The sequence below is a fragment of the Vibrio sp. Vb0304 genome, assembly GCF_033338995.1.
Classification (GTDB): Bacteria; Pseudomonadota; Gammaproteobacteria; order Enterobacterales; family Vibrionaceae; genus Vibrio; species Vibrio alginolyticus.
In genome coordinates, this window is the sequence record NZ_JAWOTT010000009.1 from 51211 (window position 1) to 74828 (window position 23618).

The following is a 23618-nucleotide window of genomic DNA, read 5'->3' on the forward strand; positions in this document are numbered from 1 at the left end:
CCTTAGTCTAGTTCACGAATATCTACAAAGTGACCAGCAATTGCTGCTGCCGCTGCCATCGCAGGGCTCACTAGGTGGGTACGGCCATCACGACCTTGGCGGCCTTCAAAGTTACGGTTTGAAGTAGACGCACAACGTTCATGTGGGCCCAAACGGTCATTGTTCATTGCTAGACACATCGAGCAACCTGGTAGGCGCCACTCAAAGCCCGCTTCTTTAAAGATAACGTCCAAGCCTTCCGCTTCTGCTTGCGCTTTTACTTGCTCAGAGCCAGGAACGATCAGCGCTTGAACGTGAGGCGCGACTTTGCGACCTTTCGCTACTTCAGCGGCTGCGCGCATGTCTTCGATACGTGAGTTAGTACAAGAACCAACGAAGACTTTATCGACGTTGTAATCAGACAATGACTTGCCCGCTTCTAGACCCATGTAAGCCAATGCTTTTTCTGCCGAGGCTTTTTCTACTGGGTCCGCAAAGCTCTCTGGTGCTGGGATCGGCTGGTCTACCGCGATTACTTGACCTGGGTTTGTGCCCCAAGTGACTTGTGGTTTGATGTCTGCACCGTTCAGCGTTACTACGGCATCAAACTGAGCATCATCGTCAGTTTTTAACGTCTTCCAGTATTCTACTGCTGCATCAAAGTCCGCACCTTGAGGGGAGAATTTACGGCCTTTAATGTATTCGAATGTGGTTTCATCTGGTGCAATCAAACCGGCTTTTGCACCTAACTCAATCGCCATATTACATACGGTCATACGACCTTCCATTGAAAGGTCAGTGATCGCTTCACCACAGAATTCAACTACGTAACCGGTACCGCCTGCTGCTGTGGTTTCACCGATGATTGCTAGCACAATGTCTTTCGCAGTAATGCCCGGAGCTACTTTGCCTTTCACTTCGATCTTCATCGTTTTAGCGCGCGCTTGTTTTAGCGTTTGAGTCGCTAATACGTGCTCAACTTCAGATGTACCAATACCAAAAGCTAGCGAGCCGAATGCACCGTGTGTAGCAGTGTGTGAGTCACCACAAACAATGGTCATGCCCGGTAGGGTAATACCAAGCTCTGGGCCCATAACATGCACAATACCTTGGTATTTGTGGTTGATGTCGTAAAGCGTAACGCCAAACTCTTCACAGTTTTTCGATAGCGTTTCCATCTGGATACGAGCCATCTCACCCGATGCGTTGATGTCTTTGGTGGTTGTCGAAACGTTGTGGTCCATGGTGGCAAAAGTTTTGCTGACCTGACGCACTTTACGACCTTTTTCACGCAAGCCGTCAAATGCTTGCGGAGACGTCACTTCATGTACCAAGTGACGGTCGATGTACAAGATTGGGTTTTCCCCTTCTGCTGCGACGGCAACGTGTGCGTCGTAGACTTTTTCGTATAATGTTTTGCCCATTGTTTGCTTCCTTTCCTCGTTATCCTTGTTGCTTTGTTTTAGCACCAATGACTTAGAGGTAAGTCATTGGTGGATAGAGGATTTAGTATTTATTATGAATCTGTTTTGTATTAAGAGTTTAAGATGTACTCAGCGATCTTATCGCCCATCTCAGACGTCGAAAGTGCTGGGTTGTCACCAGCAAGGTCACCCGTTAGTTCCCCCGCTGATAGCGCTTTTGAAACTGCCGTTTCGATGTCTTGTGCCGCCGTTTCCTCACCTAGGCTATAACGTAGCATCAGTGCCGCAGACAGGGTTTGTGCCACAGGGTTAGCGATGTTCTTACCTGCGATATCTGGTGCACTGCCACCTGCTGGCTCGTACAGACCGAATTTGCTTTCGTTTAGACTTGCTGATGGCAACATACCCATAGAGCCTGTGATCATCGCACATTCATCAGAAATGATGTCGCCGAAGATGTTTGAACACAGCATTACGTCGAACTGAGCAGGGTCTTTGATAAGCTGCATAGTCGCGTTATCAATGTACATGTGTGACAACTCGACATCTGGGTAGTCTTTTGCGATTTCTTCGACTACTTCACGCCATAAGATAGAGCTTTGTAGAACGTTCGCTTTGTCGATAGAGCACACTTTCTTGCGACGTAGACGAGCAGAGTCAAAAGCGATTTTTGCAATACGTTCGATCTCAAAGCGGTGGTACACCTCAGTATCAAATGCTTTTTCTGTTGCGCCTTCACCTTCACGACCTTTCGGTTGGCCGAAGTAGATACCACCCGTCAGTTCACGGACTACCACGATGTCAAAGCCGCGACCCGAGATGTCTGCACGTAGCGGTGAGAAAGCTTCAAGACCTGAGTGAATTTGCGCTGGACGTAAGTTACAGAACAGTTGGAAGTGTTTACGTAGCGGCAGTAGGGCACCGCGTTCAGGTTGGTCATTTGGTGGTAAGTGCTCCCACTTAGGGCCGCCAACCGAGCCGAATAAGACTGCATCAGACTCTTCACATGCTTTTATTGTGCTCTCTGGAAGTGGACAACCGTGATTGTCGATCGCGATACCACCTACATCATGCTCGTCACGCTCAAACGCAATACCATGTTTCTTTTCGATTGCATCCAATACTTTATGTGCCTGCGCCATTACTTCCGGGCCAATGCCGTCACCGGGTAGGACGGCAATTTTGTACGATTTGTCTGTCATGTTAATCCTTTAAGTTTTCTAATTTTGAGCTTAATTATTTCAACGAGCGTGTTCTTTCCTGAGCCGTGTAGCCCGGTTGTTATTACACAGTCGCAATCTTTTTCTGCTTCATTTCTTCGATTTTATCTGCACGATGAATGCTGTTAATAACGTGCAATAATGCTTGGCCGGAAGCCTCAACGATGTCGGTGGAAACACCCGTACCGTGGTATTTGCGACCTTTGTAGTTGGCAATGATGTCTGCTTGACCCAAACCATCTTCACCTTCACCTTTCGCGGTTAGGTCGAATTTATCCAGAACGATGTCGTAGCCTGTCACGCGGTAGATACATTGGTATAGCGCATCAACTGGGCCATTACCGACCGCTGCTTCACACATTTCTTCATCACCGCATTGCATTTTGATGCTGGTGGTAGCCATTACGCTGCCAGACTGCACGCTTAGGTAGCTCAATTTGTAGAAGTCATCTTCTTCACGCAAGTTCGAGAAGTGCATTAGGGCTTCTAGGTCGTAATCGAACACTTGGCCTTTGCGATCAGCAAGTTTCAAGAAATCCGCATACAGCGCGTCTAGGTTGTACTCGTCTTCGTTGTAACCCATGGTATCCATATGGCTCTTCACGGCAGCGCGACCGCTGCGGCTGGTTAGGTTCAGAGCTTGGTTTTTTAGGCCAATAGACTCAGGGGTCATGATTTCGTAGGTATTCTTATTCTTCAACATGCCATCTTGGTGGATGCCTGAAGAGTGGCTAAACGCATTTGCACCCACAATTGCTTTGTTGCTTTGAATAGGCATATTGCATAGCTGGCTAACCAACTTACTGGTGCGGTGAATTTCATCATGCTTAATGCCAGTGTGAACGCCCAAAAACTCTTGACGAGTCTTGATGATCATTGCGATCTCTTCAAGTGAACAGTTACCCGCTCGCTCTCCAATGCCATTGATCGTGCCTTCTATCTGACGTGCGCCAGCTTGAACGGCGGCAATAGAGTTGGCAACTGACATCCCCAAATCGTCGTGACAGTGAACGGAGATGATCGCTTTATCAATGTTCGGAACGCGGTTAAATAGGGTTTCAATAATCCCACCAAACTCACTTGGTACGGTGTAGCCAACGGTATCTGGAATGTTGATTGTACTCGCACCTGCATTGATGGCGGCTTCTACCATGCGACATAGGTTGTCGATTGGAGTACGACCAGCATCTTCACAAGAAAACTCGACATCATCAGTGTAGTTACGTGCATGTTTAACGGCGTTGACTGCCATTTCTAGTACATCGTCGTAGCTGCGGCGTAGTTTGTCTTCTACGTGAATGGTGGAAGTGGCTAAAAACGTGTGAATACGGAATTGGTCAGCCACTTTTAATGCTTCAGCGGCAGCATCAATGTCTTTCGCAACGGCACGCGAAAGGGCACAAACTCGACTGTTTTTTATGTTTTTTGCGATGGTTTGTACAGACTCGAAATCACCTGGTGAAGAGATTGGGAAGCCAGCTTCGATAACATCAACGCCGAGTCTTTCCAGCGCATAGGCAATCTGCAGTTTTTCTTTAACCGTCAAGCTTGCTGACAACGCTTGCTCGCCATCACGCAATGTGGTGTCGAATATAATGACCTGATCGTTCATGTTTGCTTCCTTCCTGATTTCTGCACTTTCGCGCAAGTGAATCGTTTACTTCCAGTATTTAGATATAAAAAAACCCGCATTCTCATGCGGGTTCTTAGAAATTGGTGTGGTTATTTTTCTTCCACAGCCTACCCGCGCGAACTGGTCACGATCAGGAGGAGGCTAAGCAGGATAGAAAAATGAGCTGACATAGTTGTTAAGCTTTCCACATAATTAAGTTAACAAATTAGTACCGCACTCCATGAAGCGCGTCAACCCTAAAGTCGATTTTTTATTCATATCGGATGAGTCTTTTCGTTTGCTTGAAAAAAATGATGCACTAAGTGAAACGACATGATGCGATAGAAACGTGCTAGAAGAAGTAAGTTCTCATCAAGTTTGCGACGTTTCATTACCAAAACAAGCATCGGGATTGCGACTTGTCACACAAAGGTCCGAATTGTTTGGCAAAAGTTTTGAATGACCATTTATAGTAGTGCAGTTGCACTAGGTAAAAGAAATATAAGGGTTAGGGAAAGAATGAGGTTAACAAAACAATTTGGGCGTTCAGCCATAGTATTTACTCTGGTCAGCTTGTCGGGTTGTCAGCTGTTTCAATCGCAGACCTATGTGGAAGTGGCTTCCCCCGTTGTTATGAATGATCACTCACAGAGCGTCATGGTTATCAATGATCAAATGGATCGATTTTTGAGTTATGAGGGACGCGAATCGTTCTTGAATCAGATGCTTGTTGCCCTTGAGTCTGACAGCCGAAATAAGTTTAAAGGTAAAGACCCGGAAACGTATTCTTGGTGGAAGATCCGTGTTCAACCTAGTGAGAAACAGCAAGCGGAAGTTTTCCGACCAACCACTGAAGGTGTCGATACCTCAAACCCAGTAGAGTTTATGGATGTTTCTTACCGCTCTAAGACCACATTAAACCTACGCTCCAAACCGAGTCTTGAAGGGGAAAAGCTTGGCGTATTATCGAAAGGGGAAGTCTTTAATGTGCTAGCAAAAGTGGTTGATCAACCTTGGTTTCTCGTTGAACAGAAAGGAGTGATAAAAGGTTATGTCCATAAGGATTATGCGCGCAGCAATGTGATAAATCGTGACATTTTATCTACACAGCCTAACCCTTTACTAGAGCCTAACTCGAGTAAAACGGAGCAAACGAGTATAGAGCATGAACTGTCGGGAAACTATACTTGCCGCTCACTGAGCTATGAGCTAACAAAAGATGGTGACATGACGACAGGCTCTTTGCGCGCCTGCCGCAAGAAGAGAAAAGTCTGGTATATAGATACCCCTCAACCGCAACCAGCAAACCCTTCTTAGTGTTCTATTTTATGGTTATGCCCAATAGATAAATTGTTGGGCACACTTTAATTTGGCCTTTGTCATTAATTGTCCAAACTCCCGTCATGCTGTTGTCACCTAAACCTCCTACTTTTCACACAAAGGCGTTGTCAAAGTAAGGAAAGGTCACATGCGAACCATAGAGACAATTACACAGCCAATTGCAACCATTGCTAAGTTTGATTTAGCGCTCTCTAGTGTTTGTCTTAAGCACCGTTTTAATCAACAAGTCGCCAATATCAGCAAAGGAGTCTCCCACAGTGGTGACGGGCATCTTTACTTGGTGTTGGGGTTATTAGCTTGGTATTTAGATAAGGAGCAAGGAGTCTGGTTTTTACTGGCGGGTTTACTTGCTTTTGCTATCGAGCTACCAATTTATTGGACGCTGAAAAATAGTTTTAAGCGTCGTCGCCCTGAAGAGCTTAATGCACTCCTTCCTGCTTTTATTACCCCCTCTGATCGCTACAGTCTTCCTTCAGGACACACTGCCGCTGCGTTTGTCATGGCGACGCTGATTGACCATTTCTATCCGAGCCTAGGCGTTGCTGCATTCTTTTGGGCAAGTTTAATCGGAACCGCGCGAATCTTATTGGGTGTGCACTTTTTTACCGATGTCATCATTGGTGCACTGCTTGGCAGTCTTTGTGGTGGATTAGCGATTGCGATGTTGGGAGGCTAATTGATGAAAATCTTGTACGGTGTTCAAGGGACAGGAAACGGACATATTGCACGCGCAAGGGCGATGAGTCATGCGTTTAAAGAGCACGATGTTGAGGTCGACTTTTTGTTTTCTGGGCGAGCGCCGGAAAAATACTTTTCAATGGAAGCATTTGGCGATTACCAGACTCGTCGAGGCTTCACCTTTATTACCGAAAAAGGCTCTGTAAACTACGCGAAAACAGCATTGAATAACAATTTGGTGCAGTTTTTCAAAGAAGTTAAGCAACTCGATCTGTCGTCCTACGATCTTATCATTAATGATTTCGAACCTGTGACTGCGTGGGCAGCGAGACAACAAAATAAGCCTTCTATTGGTATCAGCCACCAAAATGCTTTCCGTTATCCAGTGCCACTAAAGGGAGCAAGTTGGTTAGATAAATCCGTCATTGAATACTTTGCGCCTTCTCAACATCACCTTGGTTTGCATTGGCATCATTTTGATCAACCTTTGTTACCACCGATAGTGCATACCGTCGATAGCCAAGCAGAAAACGACGACTTCGTGTTGGTGTATCTACCGTTCGAATCGATTGAAGATATCTCGGACTTATTGTTCCACTTTAATCAACAAGCGTTTATCTGTTATCACCCGGATGTGATCGAATGTGAGCAGGTAGAAAACATAGAACTGCGCCCTTTATGCCACAGCAACTTCCAACATCATTTGCATCGCTGTAGTGGTGTCATTGCTAATGGTGGGTTTGAGCTTCCTTCAGAAGCCTTGTCTTTGGGGAAAAAATTGTTACTAAAGCCACTCGCGGGTCAATTCGAGCAGCAGAGCAATGTTGCGACCTTAGAAGACTTAGGGCTTGCGATGTCGATGGAGAGCTTAGACATTTCCGCAGTACGCCAGTGGCTAAAGGAGCAACAAGCCGAAAGTGTGAAATACCCAGATGTTGCTCAGGCTATTGTTCATTGGGTACTGCAAGGTGCATGGGATTCAAAAGCAGAGTTATCCAGACAACTGTGGGAGCAGGTTGATTTTCCAAGTTACGTGTCGAACATTTAAGTACGTTGTTCTAAGTACATTGTTCCTTCCATTTTTGACACGATTTTGTTGCAGCCTTTCTGTTTGGAAGGCTGCATTTTTATTCTTCCTCTCTCATTTCTATTCAGTGTGTATTTGCTGATAATTTGACTGATAAGTGCAAAATTCAATCAGAGATATAGCTGTCATCTGTTGTTCTTATTTCAACTAATAACTGAGCTAAATGCATGCTTGTGTTGACCGCCTGTCCTATCAATTTGCTAAATACGTCCTCAAAGAATGCATTTTTACGTGTTTTATAGTTTTTTATGTTTTTATCAAGCCTTTGTTATTTAACAAATAAATACCTAATTGGCTAAAATTTACTGATTAAATATCAATCTGGTTGCGAAACCGCAATCGATTAGTTGATAGTACAGTTCGAGCCGGAAGTATCCGGACGATAAATATAATAAAAAGTTAGGTTATCTATTCGTAAAATGATTCGAATCCAGCCGCCGTCTTTTGTGCGAGATGGGATTCTATTCGTTATGAATTTAATGAACAAAGTTGACGATTACAAAAGAGGCGCACTCAATGTTAGAGAAGAAAGACGCGATGAGCGCAATTGCTAGCTACCGTATGGAAAGCACTTTGCGTGGTGTAGATTTAAACCTACTGACAGTATTTGATGCTGTAATGCAAGAGCAAAATATTACTCGTGCAGCACATAACCTAGGCATGTCTCAACCGGCGGTAAGTAACGCCGTGGCACGCTTAAAAGTGATGTTTAACGACGAGCTATTCATGCGCCAAGGCCGTGGTATTCAGCCTACGCAACGAGCACGTCAACTGTTTGGTCCTATTCGCCAAGCACTGCAGCTGATTCGCAATGAACTTCCTAGCTCCGTATTCCAGCCAGAATCTTCGACTCGCTTATTCAAGCTTGCGATTTGCAGCCCTTGTGACATGCGTTTTGCTCCGAAGATCATGGCAAAAGTGAATCAACAAGCACCAAACGTTCAGCTTCATCTAGATGCAGAATTTGACCGTTTGTTGTCTGAGCGTATGCGCTACCAAGAAATTGATTTCGTGATCGACTACGCTCGTTTTGATGAGCAAGGTTTCTCAAGTACTGAAATCTTCAAAGATGAATTAGTGGTTATCGCATCAAAAACCCACCCACGCATTCAAGGTGGTGTGACGGCTGAGCAACTGCTTAACGAAAAGCATGCGAAGTTATCGAAAGTGCATGGCCAACGTAGTTTCTCAGAGCAAGCGTACCGTGAACTGGATTGCCAAGCGGCGTATGAAGGTTCTAGTTTAAGCAACCTACTATACGTGGTGGGTCAATCTGAGCTTGTGACTATTGCACCACGTTGGATGGCGGAAAATGCGGTAAACAGCGATCAACTGCAAATTCTTGATTTCCCATTTGCGAACAAAGAAATCAGCGGATTCTTAAGCTGGCATGAATCAAGTGAAAAAGATAAAGGCCACATTTGGCTACGCGATCAACTGATGATCACTTGTGGTGAAGTCGTTGCCGCAAAATAAGATGACGTTTGGTCTTCTCGATTAGACCATATTGGTAATCATCAATTTTTACAATTCATTGGTCCCCGAGCGATTTTTGTCTCTCGGGGCTTTTTGTTTTCGTAATAAACAATCTAAACAGTAAGTTAAATAGAGTAATCATTCAGCAATTTTAGGTACGTTCGCGACGTATAAGTGATAGTTGTCTCTTATTAGTGATAAGTTTGATACTGGTCAGTTGCGTTTTAGCAAGCCGTGAGTACACTTGTTCGCTCAATTAGCTTACGCCTGTAAGCCAAAAGGTAAGTAAAAGAATGGCCAAGTTAGATTTTCATATCGTTAAACGTATTCGTGAACAAATTGCGAACGGTGGTACACGCGTTGCACTCAAGCATAAAGTGGGTGAGGAGTGGCAAGGTATTACGTGGACGCAATTTGGTCAGCAAGTTGATGCTTTATCACTTGCACTTTTGGCTCAGGGATTAGGAGTCCAAGATAAGATCGGCATTTTCTCGAACAACATGCCGCAATGGACGATCGCTGATATCGCAGCACTGCAATTACGCAGCGTGACAGTACCTATTTACCCAACCAATACTGCCGCTCAGTCGGCGTACATCATTAACAATGCAGACGTCAAAGTTCTGTTTGTTGGTGAACAGCCTCAATTTGATGCAGCCGTGAGCATTTTCGACCAGTGCGAACAGTTAGAGCTCATTGTTGCGATGTCTGATGATATAGAACTTGGCGATCATGATTTCGTTATCTCTTGGCAAGCATTTGTTGCCAAAGGCGACACTACATATCAAGTTGAATTGGATGCGCGTTTAGATCAGGCAAAAGAAGATGATCTACTCACGCTGATCTACACCTCGGGTACAACAGGGCAGCCAAAAGGCGTTATGTTGGACTACGCAAACATTGCGGCGCAATTGGAAGGGCACGATCAGCGCTTGAGCCTTTCTCAAAGTGACGTGTCATTATGTTTCCTTCCGTTGTCACACGTATTTGAGCGCGCTTGGACCTTTTATGTATTGTACAAAGGGGCGACCAACTGCTATTTGCAAGACACCATGCAAGTACGTGATGCACTGAGCCAGGTGCGACCTACCGTGATGTGTGCCGTACCGCGTTTCTATGAGAAGATCTTCTCTGCGATTCACGAGAAAGTGTCTCGCGCGCCGATTCACCGTAAGATCATGTTTACTTGGGCAGTCAACATGGGCGCAAAAATGGCCGCTTGTCATCAAGAAAAACGTCAGCCATCGCTCTTGCTGCGTAAGTCATACGCTTTGGCGGATAAGTTGGTTCTGAGCAAACTGCGTGCGCTACTTGGCGGGCAAATCAACTTTATGCCTTGTGGCGGTGCAAAGCTGGATGAAACCATCGGTCGATTCTTCCATGCGATTGGTATCAACGTTAAGTTGGGCTACGGCATGACTGAAACCACGGCGACAGTATCGTGTTGGGATGATAAATGTTTTAACCCCGACTCTATTGGTATGTCGATGCCTGGCGCACAGGTTAAGATCGGCGAAAACAACGAGATTCTGGTTCGTGGTCCAATGGTGATGCGTGGCTATTACAAAATGCCAGAAGAGACGGAAAAGACCTTTGATGAGCACGGTTTCCTAAAAACGGGCGACGCTGGTTACATTGATGAAAATGGCAACTTGTTCATCACCGACCGTATCAAAGAGTTGATGAAAACTTCAGGTGGTAAATACATCGCTCCACAAATGATTGAAGGTGCGATTGGTAAAGACCACTTTATCGAGCAAATCGCAGTCATTGCGGATACTCGTAAGTTTGTTTCTGCGCTTATCGTGCCTTGTTATGATTCGCTAGAAGAGTACGCGAAAGAGCTGAATATCAAATATCACGATCGCGTTGAGTTGATTAAGCACCACCAGGTGGTCGAAATGCTTGAGAAGCGTGTGAACGATCTTCAAAAAGAGTTGGCAAAGTTTGAACAAGTGAAGAAGTTTAAATTGTTACCAAGAGCTTTCTCTATGGATGATGGTGAGTTAACGCCAACTCAAAAACTTCGTCGTAAAGTCATCAATGACAAATACCAAGATGAAATTGAAGAAATGTATAAGGAAAAGTCGGATAAAAAGTAACTTAAGCTGACTTAGATTTTATATTGATGAAAAAATCCCCAGTGATGTGATCGCGCATTGCTGGGGATTTTTGTTTGTATTGATTTTTTCTGTTCTGCTCGTCAAATAACGCTATTTCGCACCCTGTAGCTAAAAGCTTATGAAATAATGTTCTTTTTTTGAGCGTTAACTTTTTAGGTTGTACTGTGAAATAGGAGATGTGTGGCTGCTATTCCTACTAACATTCTAATTACTAGTATCTTGTTTAAAAAGTAGACCAATCTCTCATTAGACCCTTTGATAATAAAACGTTACATTTGTTGGGTAACCTTGCGGGATGTTATGGCGAACGCAAGACATAGCCGAAAACGTGGAAGTATTTCGATTAGGCTACGAATAAGACCTAGACTATGTAAAACCAGACCAATCCGTTGACCTTACGGTGAGGAAACTGGCTAAGGAGAGCAATTATGACAGCAATGTTGTCAGGCGCAGAGATGGTGGTTCAATCTCTGATAGAAGAGCACGTAGAGCAGATCTTTGGCTACCCAGGTGGCTCTGTTTTGGATATCTACGATGCACTGCATGCCAAAACCGATCAAATCAAACACGTACTTGTAAGGCATGAGCAAGCCGCCACTCATATGGCAGATGGTTACGCTCGAGCTACCGGTAAACCGGGTGTCGTACTTGTGTGCTCGGGGCCGGGCGCGACCAATACCATTACGGGTATTGCAACAGCGTATATGGATTCTATCCCAATGATCGTTATCTCGGGTAACGTACCGAATAGCCTAATTGGTAATGATGCTTTCCAAGAGTGTGACATCGTCGGTGTCTCCCGCCCAGTGGTCAAACACAGCTTTTTAGTAAAAAAAGCGGAAGATATTCCTGAAACAATCAAAAAAGCGTTTTATATCGCGACTACAGGTCGACCTGGTCCAGTTGTGATTGATTTGCCAAAAGATGTAATGAACCCGCAAATCAAACTGCCTTATCAATATCCAGAAACGCTTTCAATGCGCTCTTACAAGCCGACAACTTCGGGCCATAAAGGCCAGATTAAAAAAGCGCTTAAATCGCTATTAGAAGCGAAAAAACCAGTGCTTTATATCGGTGGTGGTGCGGTGATTTCTGGCGCCCATGAACATATTTTAGAGCTTTCCGACAAACTGAACCTACCCGTTGTGAGTACTTTGATGGGCTTGGGGGCATTCCCGGGTACACATAAAAACTCACTGGGCATGTTGGGTATGCACGGCACTTACGAAGCTAATATGGCAATGCATGAAGCGGATCTTATTTTTGGTATCGGTGTGCGTTTTGATGACCGTACAACCAACAACCTTGAAAAGTACTGCCCAAACGCAAAAGTGATGCATATTGATATCGATCCGTCATCGATCTCGAAAAACGTGAAAGTGGATTTGCCGATCGTAGGTTCTGCGGAAAAAGTGCTGACAACCATGCTCGGGCTGCTTGCAGAGCAAGGTAGTGGAAATGATCAAGATGCTATCACTGCATGGTGGGATGACATTCAAGTATGGCGTGACCGCAACTGCTTGTCTTATGAAACGTCTCCAGAACGAATCAAGCCACAGCAAGTAATTGAAACGCTGCACAAGCTAACTAATGGTGACGCATATGTGGCGTCTGATGTGGGCCAGCATCAGATGTTTGCGGCGCTGTACTACCCATTCAATAAGCCGCGCCGTTGGATAAACTCTGGTGGTCTTGGCACCATGGGATTTGGTCTTCCGGCTGGCATGGGCGTGAAGTTTGCCATGCCACAAGAAGAGGTCGTGGTTGTGACTGGTGACGGCAGTATTCAGATGAATATTCAAGAATTGTCGACAGCCATGCAATACGACATTCCGGTGAAGATCATCAACCTGAACAACCGATTCTTAGGCATGGTAAAACAGTGGCAAGACATTATTTATCAAGGCCGTCACTCTAATTCTTACATGAGTTCTGTTCCTGACTTTGCAGCGATTGCAGAAGCTTATGGTCACGTCGGTATTCGTATCGAAACGCCTGATCAGCTCGAAGAAGGGCTACAAAAAGCGTTGGATATGAAAGATCGTCTGGTGTTTGTGGACATCAACGTAGACGAAACCGAACACGTATACCCGATGCAAATCAAAGGTGAGGGTATGGATAAAATGTGGCTAAGCAAAACGGAGAGAACTTAATATGAGACACATTATTTCATTGCTATTGGAAAACCAACCGGGTGCGTTGTCTCGTGTTGTTGGTTTGTTCTCTCAACGTGGTTACAACATTGAATCTTTGACGGTATCACCGACTGATGATGAAACCCTGTCGCGAATGAACATTACCACGACATCTGATGAGATGCAGTTGGAACAAATTCAGAAGCAGTTACACAAACTGATCGATGTGCTGAAAGTACAAGAAGTCACCGAGTATGAGCACATTGAGCGTGAACTGATGATGGTGAAAGTGAAAGCCAGTGGTTTTGCGCGAGCAGAAGTGAAGCGGACGGCAGACATCTTTCGTGGCCAGATCGTGGATGTCACGGCTTCCCAATACACCGTACAACTTGCGGGTACGAGTGAAAAGCTAGATGCCTTCATTCAAGCGATATCCGAAGTGACCGAAGTTGTCGAAGTTGCTCGTAGTGGTGTCGTTGGCATTGCGCGAGGAGAGCGAGCCCTCAAACCTTAACTCTCTGATTGCATATAGAAAAGCCACTTAATCTAAGTGGCTTTTTTGTTTAGAAAATAACAATTAATGATATAATTGTCGTTTTAGTAAGCATGATAGGCATTAGACGTGTGAAAGTACCTAAGCGAGTCGGCACCTTATTGGCGACAGCACTATTTTTTAGTGCACTCACTGCCGCTTACTACTATCAGAAATATCTGACGTTGTTAGAAAACAATGTTGAGAACACCGCTCAAGAAGCGTTACATCAATTGGCCTATACTGGCCGTGAATACAGCAATATTCAGGATCAAATCGAAACGATCAGTGACCTACTTGGTCACAGCCAAAGTCTGTATGAATATCTGCGCCAACCTAACCGGGTGAACCGTTCCATCTTAGAAGACATGTGGATCTCGGTCGCAATCAATCAAAAGTTGTATAAGCAAATTCGCTTTCTTGATGTTTCTGGTCGAGAAAAAGTGAGGATTAATTATGAGATTGAAACAGGCGCTGCGTTGCCCGCGATCAAATTGCAAAATAAGTCAGAGCGAGATTACTTTCAATTCGCTAAGAACTTAGACGATGGCGAAATCGCTTCGTGGGGGATAGGTTTAGAACGAGAGTATGGCGAGTTAGTCTATCCCTATAGCCCGTCACTGCGTATTTTGATGCCTATTTCGCTTAACGGAAAGCGCGAAGGGTATCTTGTGCTTAATGTTGATATTGACTATTTATCCTCTCGACTCAACTATTCGTCAGTGCTCGATTTCCATATTGAGCTGATTAAGAGTGACGGATTTTACATTGATAGCCCTAAATCAGCTCGTTTGTATGGCCATATAATTCCCGCTCGCTCTCAATTTAATTTTGGCCGGATGTACCCAAACATTTGGCGTAGTTTAAATTCAAAAGATTCGGGCTATGCTTACAATGGTTCGAATTTGGTCGCGTATCGCACCATCCAGTTTGTTTCTAGCGAACCTCTTCATCTGGTTATTGATCTTACCAATGAGCAGTTATTATCCCGAGCTCAGAGGGATATTGATGACTTAATCCAAGAAGCGTTTTTTGTTTTAAGTTTGGTGCTCGGCTTCACTTTGCCGACGGCAGCCCTTGCTCTGCATTATCGGCGTCATAGTATGGAATCGAAGTTGGCTCGAGCTGCTCTTGATGGTATGACTGCGGTGATGATCTCGGATGCTTCACATAGAATCATCATGGTTAATCAAGAGTTTGAAAATATGATGGGTTACTCAACCAAGCATGCCCAAGGTTGGAGTGCACATCATCTAATTCTCTTACCTGAAGATCTCGAAGCAAACCTGAGTATCTGGAAAACACTGAAGAGTGAACACGTATGGGAAGGGGAGATTCGTTGTCGAACTAAGTTTAATCAAGTCTTTACTGCAATAATGCGTATTCAGGCGAATTTAACCAAGTCAGGTAAAGTGAGTTATTACATTACGTCGCTGGTGGATATCTCTGGGCAAAAAGAGTTAGAAGAAAAATTACGAAACCTAAGCGAAAAAGATGGCTTGACGGGGTTGTGGAACCGCCGAAAATTTGAAGAGCAATTGGCGCAATATGCGGGGATTATTGAACGCTATCCTGATAGCCCTCCTGCTTGTTTGGCGTTGTTTGATATTGACCATTTTAAGCGTATTAATGACGAGCTAGGCCACGACGAAGGAGACAAGGTGATTTGTAGTGTCGCAGAAACCCTCCTAGAAGAAGTCCGCAGCACAGACTTTGTATCTCGTGTCGGTGGTGAGGAATTTGCAGTGATCATGCCGCATACAACACTAGAAGAGGCTGAAATTGTATTGAACAGGCTACGTGTCGCGGTTCAAATGCGTAGTGATAGAGGCATTACTGTCAGTGCTGGGTATAGTGATTTAACCTCTGATCGTACAAGAACGTATAAATGTGCTGATATTGCTTTGTATGAGTCAAAAAGTGCAGGGCGTAACTGCGTATCGCTGTGTCATAGTTATGATGATATTGCTTAGTGCTTTTACAAAAACGAAAAAACGGGGATAGACCCCCGCTTTTTAGTCTCAGCGTTATTCGCTAGCCAGTATGCGACATTGGTTGTCGATGGCGGCTTCGATACACTGTATTGACTGTCTCAAATAACGCTCTAGATAACCTAAAGCATCCTGACTCTTTTTGTCTAGCGATGCCTTCATCAGTATTTCTTGCTCATCGAGATTACAGTGCCCAGGGTTCCCTGTGCCTAAAATCTGCATCGCGAAGTATTGGTAGCGTTTAATTTGCGTGAGTAGATCGCGGAAAAACCCAAACATATTGACAGAGCCAGCACCTTCAAACAGCGCAGTAAGAAACTGATTTTGGCGCTCTTCCCATTCCCTCCAACAAAAGCTTTCGCCAGGTTTTACTCGGGATAACTTGTGATAAGCAGTTAGTACATCCAGTTCCCATTTTTCATCGCCAATCATAATTGCCTTACTGAGTAAGCATGCGGAGACCATTTGCAGGCTTTCGTACAAGTCATGTAACTCATCTTTACATACAGGTGCAACCCAGCAGCCTTTTTGCGGCTCGAGTTTGACGTATTTGCTCCAAGATAATTGCACCAATGCTTCTCGAATGGGTGACGCTCCTACGTTGTACTTCTCTTTGAGTTCGGCAACCACGAGTTTTTGACCTGGTTTAAGCTCGCCATCGAGAATATCCTGACGGATCATTCTTAATACTTTGTCGGTAAGAGTGGGACTAGACACATACACCTCATAGAAACTTTAATCGTGACGATAAAATTAAACAGTACGAAATTCTGATAGAGGTAAATAATACAATTAGCCTATTATGAGAGCAAGAAAGCCATATAAAAAAGGAGGGCATAAGCCCTCCTTCTCAAGAAACTGAAGTGTTAAAAGTTCAGTCTTATAGCACGTGTACAGAAGCTGTGTTCGTAGTACCTGAAGCAACTAGAGCGCCAGAAACCATAACAACGATATCGCCTTTGTTACCTAGACCTGATTCTAGAGCAAGTTCTTTACCCGCTACGTAGAATGCGTCAGTGCTTTCGATTGAATCAACAACTACAGGAGTAACACCTTTAGTTAGAACTAGCTGTGCAGCAGTTTTCTTGTTAGTTGTTAGCGCTAGAATGTTTGCAGTTGGGAAGTACTTACGTACTGAACGTGCAGACTTACCGCCTTCAGTTGCAACAACGATAAGTGGAGCAGCTAGTTTCTCAGCTGTGTCTACTGCACCTTTACATACTGCTTCAGTGATGCGTAGGCGTGGGCTGTCTAGACGAGAACCTAGTTCGGCTTTTAGCGCTGAGTCAGTACGGTTCGCGATTTGAGCCATGATAGTTACCGCTTCAACAGGGTATTTACCTTTCGCCGTTTCACCAGAAAGCATTACTGCGTCAGTACCGTCCATTACCGCGTTAGCAACGTCGCCTGCTTCCGCACGAGTAGGACGTGGGTTGTTGATCATAGAATCAAGCATTTGAGTTGCTGTGATAACCATCTTACGTGCACGGTTACACTTCTCGATCATCATTTTCTGAGCGAAGATTACTTCTTCAGCTGGGATTTCAACACCTAGGTCACCACGTGCAACCATGATGCCGTCAGAAAGCTCTAGGATCTCGTCGAAGTTATCAACACCTTCTTGGTTTTCGATCTTAGAGATGATGTGGATGTTCTCGCCGCCGTTTGCAGCAAGTACTTCACGGATTTCTTGAACGTCAGACGCTTTACGGATGAAAGAAGCTGCTACGAAGTCAACGCCTTGCTCACAACCAAACTTAAGGTCGTTCTTATCTTTTTCAGATAGTGCAGGTAGGTTTACAGAAACGCCAGGAAGGTTAACACCTTTGTTTTCGCCTAGTGCACCGTTGTTAAGAACTTTACATTTAACTTCAGTTTCAGTCTTAGAGATAACTTCCATCTCGATTAGACCGTCGTCTACTAGGATAGTGTTACCTACGTTTAGGTCGGCTGCGAAACCAGCGTAAGTTACTGCAACTTTATCTTTGTTACCTACAACTGAAGTGTCAGTTGTGAAAGTGAATTCTTGACCTGCTACTAGATCAACATCGTTACCGCCTTCTAGCTTGATAGTGCGGATTTCTGGACCTTTAGTATCTAGAAGAATTGCTAGTGGTTTGCCAGTAGCTTCCATTACTTTACGGAAGTTCGCGATACGAGTGCCGTGTTCTTCGTAGTCACCGTGAGAGAAGTTAAGGCGCATTACGTTCATGCCTGCGTTAACTAGTTCAGTTAGCTTCTCTACAGATTCTGTTTTAGGGCCAATCGTACATACGATTTTGGTCTTTTTCATGGAAGATACTCTCCGGTAAGTATAGTTACAATTTGAAAGTCGGTTATTTACTCTGAAGTCAGGACGTTTTTGATGACATTTAGTACCTGTCACCCACCGATTTTTCGTCTCATTATTAGAACTTCAGATTCTGAAAGTCTTTCACCAAGTTTAGTCATTTTATGACTAAAAGATCGGCGATTTTGGTTACCTTTTTGTGACTAATCCCACTTTATATGCAGAAAGTTGCAAAAAAATAGCCTTCAATTCTGTAATTTTTTTTCTTTTCGGTGGCGAATTCTACCACTGAATGAATCCAATATCACTGTTTAAGAATTGTCTTAGGACAAGGTTTTATCGAGAAATATTAATTTTTTGGATCGAAATAAATGGACTTAAAAGTTTCGGTTTGACTATAATAAGTTTCACATCGAAACTTAAAATCAAAACTTAAATGTCGAAACGAAATACTCAATTAAGAAGACACGCCATTTCTAACTTGGTTTCTGAACTAGGAGAAGTCAGCGTTGATGAACTTGCTCAGAAATTCGAAACCTCAGAGGTCACGATTAGAAAGGATTTAGCTTCTTTAGAGAAAAACGGCCAACTTCTACGCCGCTATGGCGGTGCGATTGCTATCCCAAAGGAAGTCATTCACGAAGAATTGGGCGCTAATGTTTCGACTCGAAAGTTAAGCTTAGCAAAAGCAGCAGCATCATTGATTCGCGATCATAATCGCATCGTGATCGACAGTGGCAGCACGACTGCCGCGCTGATTCAACAGTTGAATGATAAACGTGGCTTAGTGGTCATGACCAACTCGTTGCATGTTGCTAACGCCCTAAATGAATTAGAGAGCGAACCGACACTGCTGATGACTGGCGGTACTTGGGATACGCACTCAGAGTCCTTTCAAGGCAAAGTAGCCGAATCTGTATTACGAGCTTACGACTTTGACCAACTATTCATCGGTGCGGATGGCATCGATCTCGAGCGTGGAACCACGACATTTAATGAATTGGTTGGCTTAAGTAAGGTAATGGCAGAAGCGTCACGTGAAGTGATCGTAATGATCGAGTCCGAAAAAATCGGCCGTAAGATCCCAAACTTAGAGCTCGCTTGGCATCAAGTTGATGTGTTGGTGACCGATGCAGATATCGAAGCAGAGCATAAAGTACAGATTGAACAACATGGCGTGAAAGTCATTTGCGCCTAATAATGTAATCAGTTTCATATTTCACTTCCCTCTGGATAAAGGCCTTTGCTTGCTGCCTCTATTTGAAATCATGGCTAGGGAAGAACAAAACTACAAACGGAGATAAACACATGTGTGGAATCGTAGGTGCAGTAGCACAACGAGATGTTGCAGAAATTTTGGTTGAAGGTCTACGCCGCTTAGAGTACCGCGGTTACGACTCTGCTGGCGTTGCGGTTGTTGATGGCGAATCAAACCTAACGCGCGTTCGTCGCTTGGGTAAAGTACAAGAATTGGCTGATGCAGTAGAAGAAGCAAAAGTGATCGGCGGAACTGGTATTGCGCACACTCGTTGGGCGACGCACGGTGAACCTTCTGAAATCAATGCTCACCCACACATGTCTGGTGATATCGCAGTGGTCCATAACGGCATCATCGAAAACCATGAAGAGCTGCGTGAGCTGCTTCAATCTCGTGGCTACGTGTTTGAATCGCAAACGGATACAGAAGTTATCGCACACATGGTTGAGTGGGAACTTCGTACTTCAGAAACGCTATTAGAAGCGGTACAAAAAACAGCAAAACAACTTGAAGGCGCATACGGCACGGTAGCGTTGGATCGCAAAGATCCTTCACGCATCGTAGTAGCGCGTTCAGGCAGCCCGATCGTGATCGGTTTTGGTGTGGGTGAAAACTTCCTAGCGTCTGACCAACTTGCATTACTTAACGTTACGCGCCGTTTCATGTACCTAGAAGAAGGTGACGTAGCAGAAATTACTCGCCGTGAAGTCACTGTGTTTGATGCAACGGGTGAGCCAGTTGAGCGTGAAATTGTTGAATCTAACGCAGAGCATGATGCAGGTGATAAAGGCCAATACCGTCACTTCATGCAAAAAGAAATCTATGAGCAACCTAAAGCGTTGATCAACACAATGGAAGGTCGTATCACGTCAGATTCTGTTGTGACAGACGCGATCGGTGTGCACGCGGCAGACATTCTAAGCAAAGTAGAACACGTACAAATCGTCGCGTGTGGTACGTCTTACAACGCAGGTATGACGGCACGTTACTGGTTTGAAGACATTGCAGGCGTGAGCTGTGACGTCGAAATCGCGTCTGAGTTCCGTTACCGTAAGTTTGTGACTCGTCCAAACAGCCTATTGATCACGTTGTCTCAGTCTGGTGAAACCGCTGATACCCTAGCAGCACTTCGCCTAGCAAAAGAGAAAGGTTACATGGCGGCGATGACCATCTGTAACGTAGCTGGTTCCTCTTTGGTTCGTGAATCAGATTTTGCATTCATGACTCGCGCTGGTGTTGAAATCGGTGTGGCTTCAACCAAAGCGTTCACGACTCAACTTTCTGCACTACTTATGTTGGTAACGGCACTGGGTAAAGAGCAAGGTCGCATCAGCAAAGATAAAGAAAAAGAGATTGTTGAAGCGCTACACGCACTTCCTAAGCAAATCAACGCGGCACTTTCTTTCGAGAAAGAAATTGAAGCACTAGCAACGGATTTTGCAGACAAGCACCACACATTGTTCCTAGGCCGTGGCGAGTTCTACCCAATCGCGATGGAAGCGTCTCTAAAACTGAAAGAGATCTCGTACATCCACGCAGAAGCGTACGCGGCGGGTGAACTAAAACACGGTCCTCTTGCGCTGATTGATGCTGACATGCCTGTTGTTGTGGTTGCACCAAGCAACGACCTACTTGAAAAGCTAAAATCAAACGTTGAAGAAGTGCGTGCGCGTGGCGGCCTTCTATACGTATTCGCAGATGCAGACGCAGGCTTCGAAGGCGATGAGACAATGAAGATCATCACTATGCCTCACGTTAGTGAAATCACGGCGGCGATCTACTACACCATCCCAATGCAGTTGCTGTCTTACTACGTAGCACTGATCAAAGGTACGGACGTAGACCAACCACGTAACCTAGCGAAAGCGGTAACGGTTGAGTAATTACGCTTAACAGCAAAAATCCTGAGCGGCACATGCGAGAGTATGTGCCGCTTTTTTATTTAAACCCATTTTAAGGTTTGTGAGTTATTGACCCAACTGGTGAGCGGTTAGAATTGCAGAGTAGACATTTTCTGCCGTCACTGGGAATGGCATATTGTGGATGGTTTCTCCCTCGGCCGTTGAGGCTTCGGCGACCTCGCGCAACTTAGCGTGGTTAAGCTCTTTAACGCCCATATCAAATAAGTTGGTTGGTAGACCTACAGAGCGGCAGAATGCAAGAACCGTATTAATCTCTTCCATCGCTGCGTTTTCTAGTACCAGCTGAACTAGTGTGCCGAACGCGACTTTCTCACCATGATAGAGATGATGACACTCTTCAAGCTTAGTTAGGCCGTTATGAATAGCGTGAGCACCCGCTAGACCACTGCTTTCAAAACCGATACCGCTAAGGTATGTATTGGCTTCAATAATGTTTTCTACCGCTTTGGTGCTCACACCATTTTCTACTGCAGCTTTTGCTTTTACACCATCTTCAAGCAAGGTTTCATAGCAAAGTTTCGCAAGCGCTTGTGCTGAACGCGTCGCTAACCCACCAGCCATTGTTGCCTTACCAGAAGTCATGTTGGCACGAGCTTCAAAGTAGGTGGAAAGCGCGTCGCCCATCCCCGATACAAGTAAGCGAACAGGGGCTTTGGCGATGACTGACGTATCCATGATGACCATGTCTGGGTTTTTAGGGATCATCAAATATTCTGCAAATTCACCTTCAGGTGTGTATATCACCGCAAGCGCTGAGGTTGGCGCATCAGTCGAGGCAATCGTAGGAACCACCACGACAGGAATTTTTGTGTAAAACGCAACAGCCTTTGCTGTATCTAACGTTTTACCACCACCAATACCGACAATGACATCGTGTTTCTGAGTGGCACAAATGTCCGTGATGCGTTCAATCTCAACGCGTGAACATTCGCCACCAAAAATGTTCATAGTGAGTGGAAGCTTTTCGTCAGCAAAACTTTGTTTGACGTCATCACCAACCAGGTTAGTCACGAACTCATCGGCAATTACTAACGGGCGTTCACCCAATGTTTTCACATAGTGAGCGATAGATGTAAGTACTTGTTCACCTTGGACGTATTTGCTTGGGCTGATAATAATTTTGTCCATAATTCAAACCTTTAACCTTTTTTATGAGTGTTTTGGACTGCAATGAATATCCATTGTAGGGATAAGGTTTATATTAGGTTTGGTGTGGTAAGTGGTGAAGGATATCTCTGGTTTTGTTCCATGCTTTTATGACCTCTGTGTCAAACCGACTGCCAGAAGTAATAAGAATCAGCATGCTTTATGGCGACGATCACTATTCAGGAAAATTTGTCGTTTTTCGTTTCATATTGAAACAATAATGCCGAAGTTTTTGTTTCAATATGAAACGGATTGATTTTTGTTGAGCACGCATTTTCTCTGTTTAAGATGAATTCATACCCTACATAAAAATATAAATGGAATGAGATAGAACGATGAAAAAGTTAATTAACCAAGTTGATGATGTTGTATTGCAGCAAATGGAAGGTCTGGCTTTATCTCGCCCAGAGCTAAAAGCGAACTACGAACCTCGTTACATGTGGCACGAGGAAACACCGGGGCAAGTGGCACTGGTTTCTGGTGGTGGCTGTGGTCATGAACCTTTGCACGCAGGTTTTATTGGTAAAGGCATGCTGACAGGCGCCTGCCATGGAGAGGTATTTACTTCACCAACGCCAGATCAAATGTACGAATGTGGCAACCAAGTGAATACTGGTGAAGGCGTGCTATTTATCATTAAAAACTACACCGGAGACGTGTTGAACTTTGAAACGGCTGTGGAGCTGCTTCATACCGATGGCATCAAAGTTGGGTCGGTGTTGGTGGATGACGATGTTGCAGTCAAAGACAGCCTGTATACCGCTGGTCGCCGTGGCGTTGCTGGAACGGTATTGGTTGAAAAGTTAGTTGGGGCTGCCGCGAACAAAGGTTATTCGTTGGAGCAATGTGAAGCACTGGCTCGTCGCGTGAATAATCACTGTCGTTCATTTGGTGTGGCACTTAATGCTTGTGTTGTACCAGCGGCGGGTAAACCATCTTTTGTTCTGGAAGATGATGAAGTTGAGTTTGGTGTTGGTATCCATGGTGAACCAGGTATCAAGCGAGTGAAATACACCGACGCCGATACGTTAGTGGATGAGATGTTTGCTGAAGTTGCTGAAAACACGCCTTATCAGCGCACATTGCGTATTTGGAATCGTGACGAAGGTGAATGGGATGAAGTGGAATCCAGCATTGAGCCTTTCGCCGCTGAACACGACTACATCGTGATGGTGAATGGTATGGGTGGTACGCCAACTTCAGAGCTTTACGGAGTGTACCGCCGTCTGGCTCATAACTGCGAGCAAGCAGGGTTCCGTATCGTGCGTAATATGGTTGGTAACTTCTGTACGTCACTCGATATGGAAGGCGTTTCGATTACGTTGCTGAAGGCAGATAAAGAGATGTTGGAGCTGTTCGATGCTCCTGTCGATACGGCCGCGATCAAGTGGTAAGAGGGGGGAG

At 44.8% G+C, this 23618-nt stretch carries 17 protein-coding genes; 11 read left to right on the top strand and 6 right to left on the bottom strand.

The annotated features are described in order from the left end of the window. Positions 1-2: 2 nt before the first annotated feature. The 3 genes from leuC to leuA all read right to left on the bottom strand — a co-directional run bounded on the left by leuC (position 3) and on the right by leuA (position 4235). On the bottom strand, positions 3-1403 hold the full coding sequence (leuC, locus tag R7P35_RS13020; protein WP_025768372.1) for a 3-isopropylmalate dehydratase large subunit: 1401 nt from the start codon (positions 1401-1403) through the stop codon (positions 3-5). Between the two features lie 110 nt (positions 1404-1513). Next, entirely contained in the window at positions 1514-2605 is a 1092-nt protein-coding gene (gene leuB, locus R7P35_RS13025; RefSeq protein ID WP_213904794.1) for a 3-isopropylmalate dehydrogenase, read from the bottom strand. Positions 2606-2687: 82 nt separating this feature from the next. Then, on the bottom strand, positions 2688-4235 hold the full coding sequence (gene leuA / locus R7P35_RS13030) for a 2-isopropylmalate synthase (RefSeq protein WP_005379685.1): 1548 nt from the start codon (positions 4233-4235) through the stop codon (positions 2688-2690). Positions 4236-4754: 519 nt separating this feature from the next. Here leuA and R7P35_RS13035 point away from each other — a divergent pair. The 8 genes from R7P35_RS13035 to R7P35_RS13070 all read left to right on the top strand — a co-directional run bounded on the left by R7P35_RS13035 (position 4755) and on the right by R7P35_RS13070 (position 15580). Further along, positions 4755-5552: an SH3 domain-containing protein gene (locus R7P35_RS13035; protein WP_085569670.1), complete on the top strand. Its 798-nt coding sequence runs from the start codon at positions 4755-4757 to the stop codon at positions 5550-5552. Between the two features lie 151 nt (positions 5553-5703). Beyond that, positions 5704-6252 (top strand): phosphatase PAP2 family protein, encoded by a 549-nt coding sequence (locus R7P35_RS13040; protein ID WP_033906038.1) that lies wholly within the window; start codon positions 5704-5706, stop codon positions 6250-6252. A 3-nt stretch (positions 6253-6255) separates the two neighbouring features. Further along, on the top strand, positions 6256-7302 hold the full coding sequence (locus R7P35_RS13045) for an MJ1255/VC2487 family glycosyltransferase (RefSeq protein WP_005379691.1): 1047 nt from the start codon (positions 6256-6258) through the stop codon (positions 7300-7302). Positions 7303-7857: 555 nt separating this feature from the next. Then, positions 7858-8817 (top strand): LysR family transcriptional regulator CalR, encoded by a 960-nt coding sequence (gene calR, locus R7P35_RS13050; RefSeq protein ID WP_005379693.1) that lies wholly within the window; start codon positions 7858-7860, stop codon positions 8815-8817. Between the two features lie 293 nt (positions 8818-9110). Continuing rightward, positions 9111-10919 carry an AMP-dependent synthetase/ligase gene (locus R7P35_RS13055; protein WP_033906039.1) on the top strand — a complete coding sequence of 603 codons (1809 nt, stop codon included), beginning with the start codon at positions 9111-9113 and terminating at the stop codon, positions 10917-10919. Positions 10920-11368: 449 nt separating this feature from the next. Continuing rightward, entirely contained in the window at positions 11369-13093 is a 1725-nt protein-coding gene (locus R7P35_RS13060; protein ID WP_005379695.1) for an acetolactate synthase 3 large subunit, read from the top strand. 1 nt (position 13094) lies between these two features. Then, positions 13095-13589 (top strand): acetolactate synthase small subunit, encoded by a 495-nt coding sequence (gene ilvN, locus R7P35_RS13065; protein WP_005379697.1) that lies wholly within the window; start codon positions 13095-13097, stop codon positions 13587-13589. A 110-nt stretch (positions 13590-13699) separates the two neighbouring features. Next, positions 13700-15580 carry a GGDEF domain-containing protein gene (locus tag R7P35_RS13070; RefSeq protein ID WP_005379698.1) on the top strand — a complete coding sequence of 627 codons (1881 nt, stop codon included), beginning with the start codon at positions 13700-13702 and terminating at the stop codon, positions 15578-15580. 54 nt (positions 15581-15634) lie between these two features. Here the strand turns inward: R7P35_RS13070 and R7P35_RS13075 are convergent, their stop codons facing one another. Both R7P35_RS13075 and pykF read right to left on the bottom strand, forming a co-directional pair. Next, positions 15635-16321: a GntR family transcriptional regulator gene (locus R7P35_RS13075; RefSeq protein ID WP_080659233.1), complete on the bottom strand. Its 687-nt coding sequence runs from the start codon at positions 16319-16321 to the stop codon at positions 15635-15637. A 157-nt stretch (positions 16322-16478) separates the two neighbouring features. Next, entirely contained in the window at positions 16479-17891 is a 1413-nt protein-coding gene (gene pykF / locus R7P35_RS13080) for a pyruvate kinase PykF (RefSeq protein WP_005392243.1), read from the bottom strand. A 433-nt stretch (positions 17892-18324) separates the two neighbouring features. Here pykF and R7P35_RS13085 point away from each other — a divergent pair, with 433 nt between their 5' ends. Together R7P35_RS13085 and glmS are read left to right on the top strand one after the other, a co-directional pair. Further along, positions 18325-19086 (top strand): DeoR/GlpR family DNA-binding transcription regulator, encoded by a 762-nt coding sequence (locus tag R7P35_RS13085; RefSeq protein WP_054574260.1) that lies wholly within the window; start codon positions 18325-18327, stop codon positions 19084-19086. Between the two features lie 110 nt (positions 19087-19196). Further along, positions 19197-21029 (top strand): glutamine--fructose-6-phosphate transaminase (isomerizing), encoded by a 1833-nt coding sequence (gene glmS / locus R7P35_RS13090; protein WP_054574261.1) that lies wholly within the window; start codon positions 19197-19199, stop codon positions 21027-21029. Between the two features lie 84 nt (positions 21030-21113). On the opposite strand, the gene R7P35_RS13095 is transcribed toward glmS, so the two are convergent. After that, positions 21114-22196: a glycerol dehydrogenase gene (locus R7P35_RS13095; RefSeq protein ID WP_005379703.1), complete on the bottom strand. Its 1083-nt coding sequence runs from the start codon at positions 22194-22196 to the stop codon at positions 21114-21116. A gap of 353 nt (positions 22197-22549) precedes the next feature. Between R7P35_RS13095 and dhaK the strand changes: the two genes are divergently transcribed. Further along, the gene (gene dhaK / locus R7P35_RS13100) at positions 22550-23608 is read left to right on the top strand and encodes a dihydroxyacetone kinase subunit DhaK (RefSeq protein ID WP_318092181.1); all 1059 of its coding nucleotides are present in this window, start codon (positions 22550-22552) and stop codon (positions 23606-23608) included. Positions 23609-23618 lie beyond the last annotated feature (10 nt).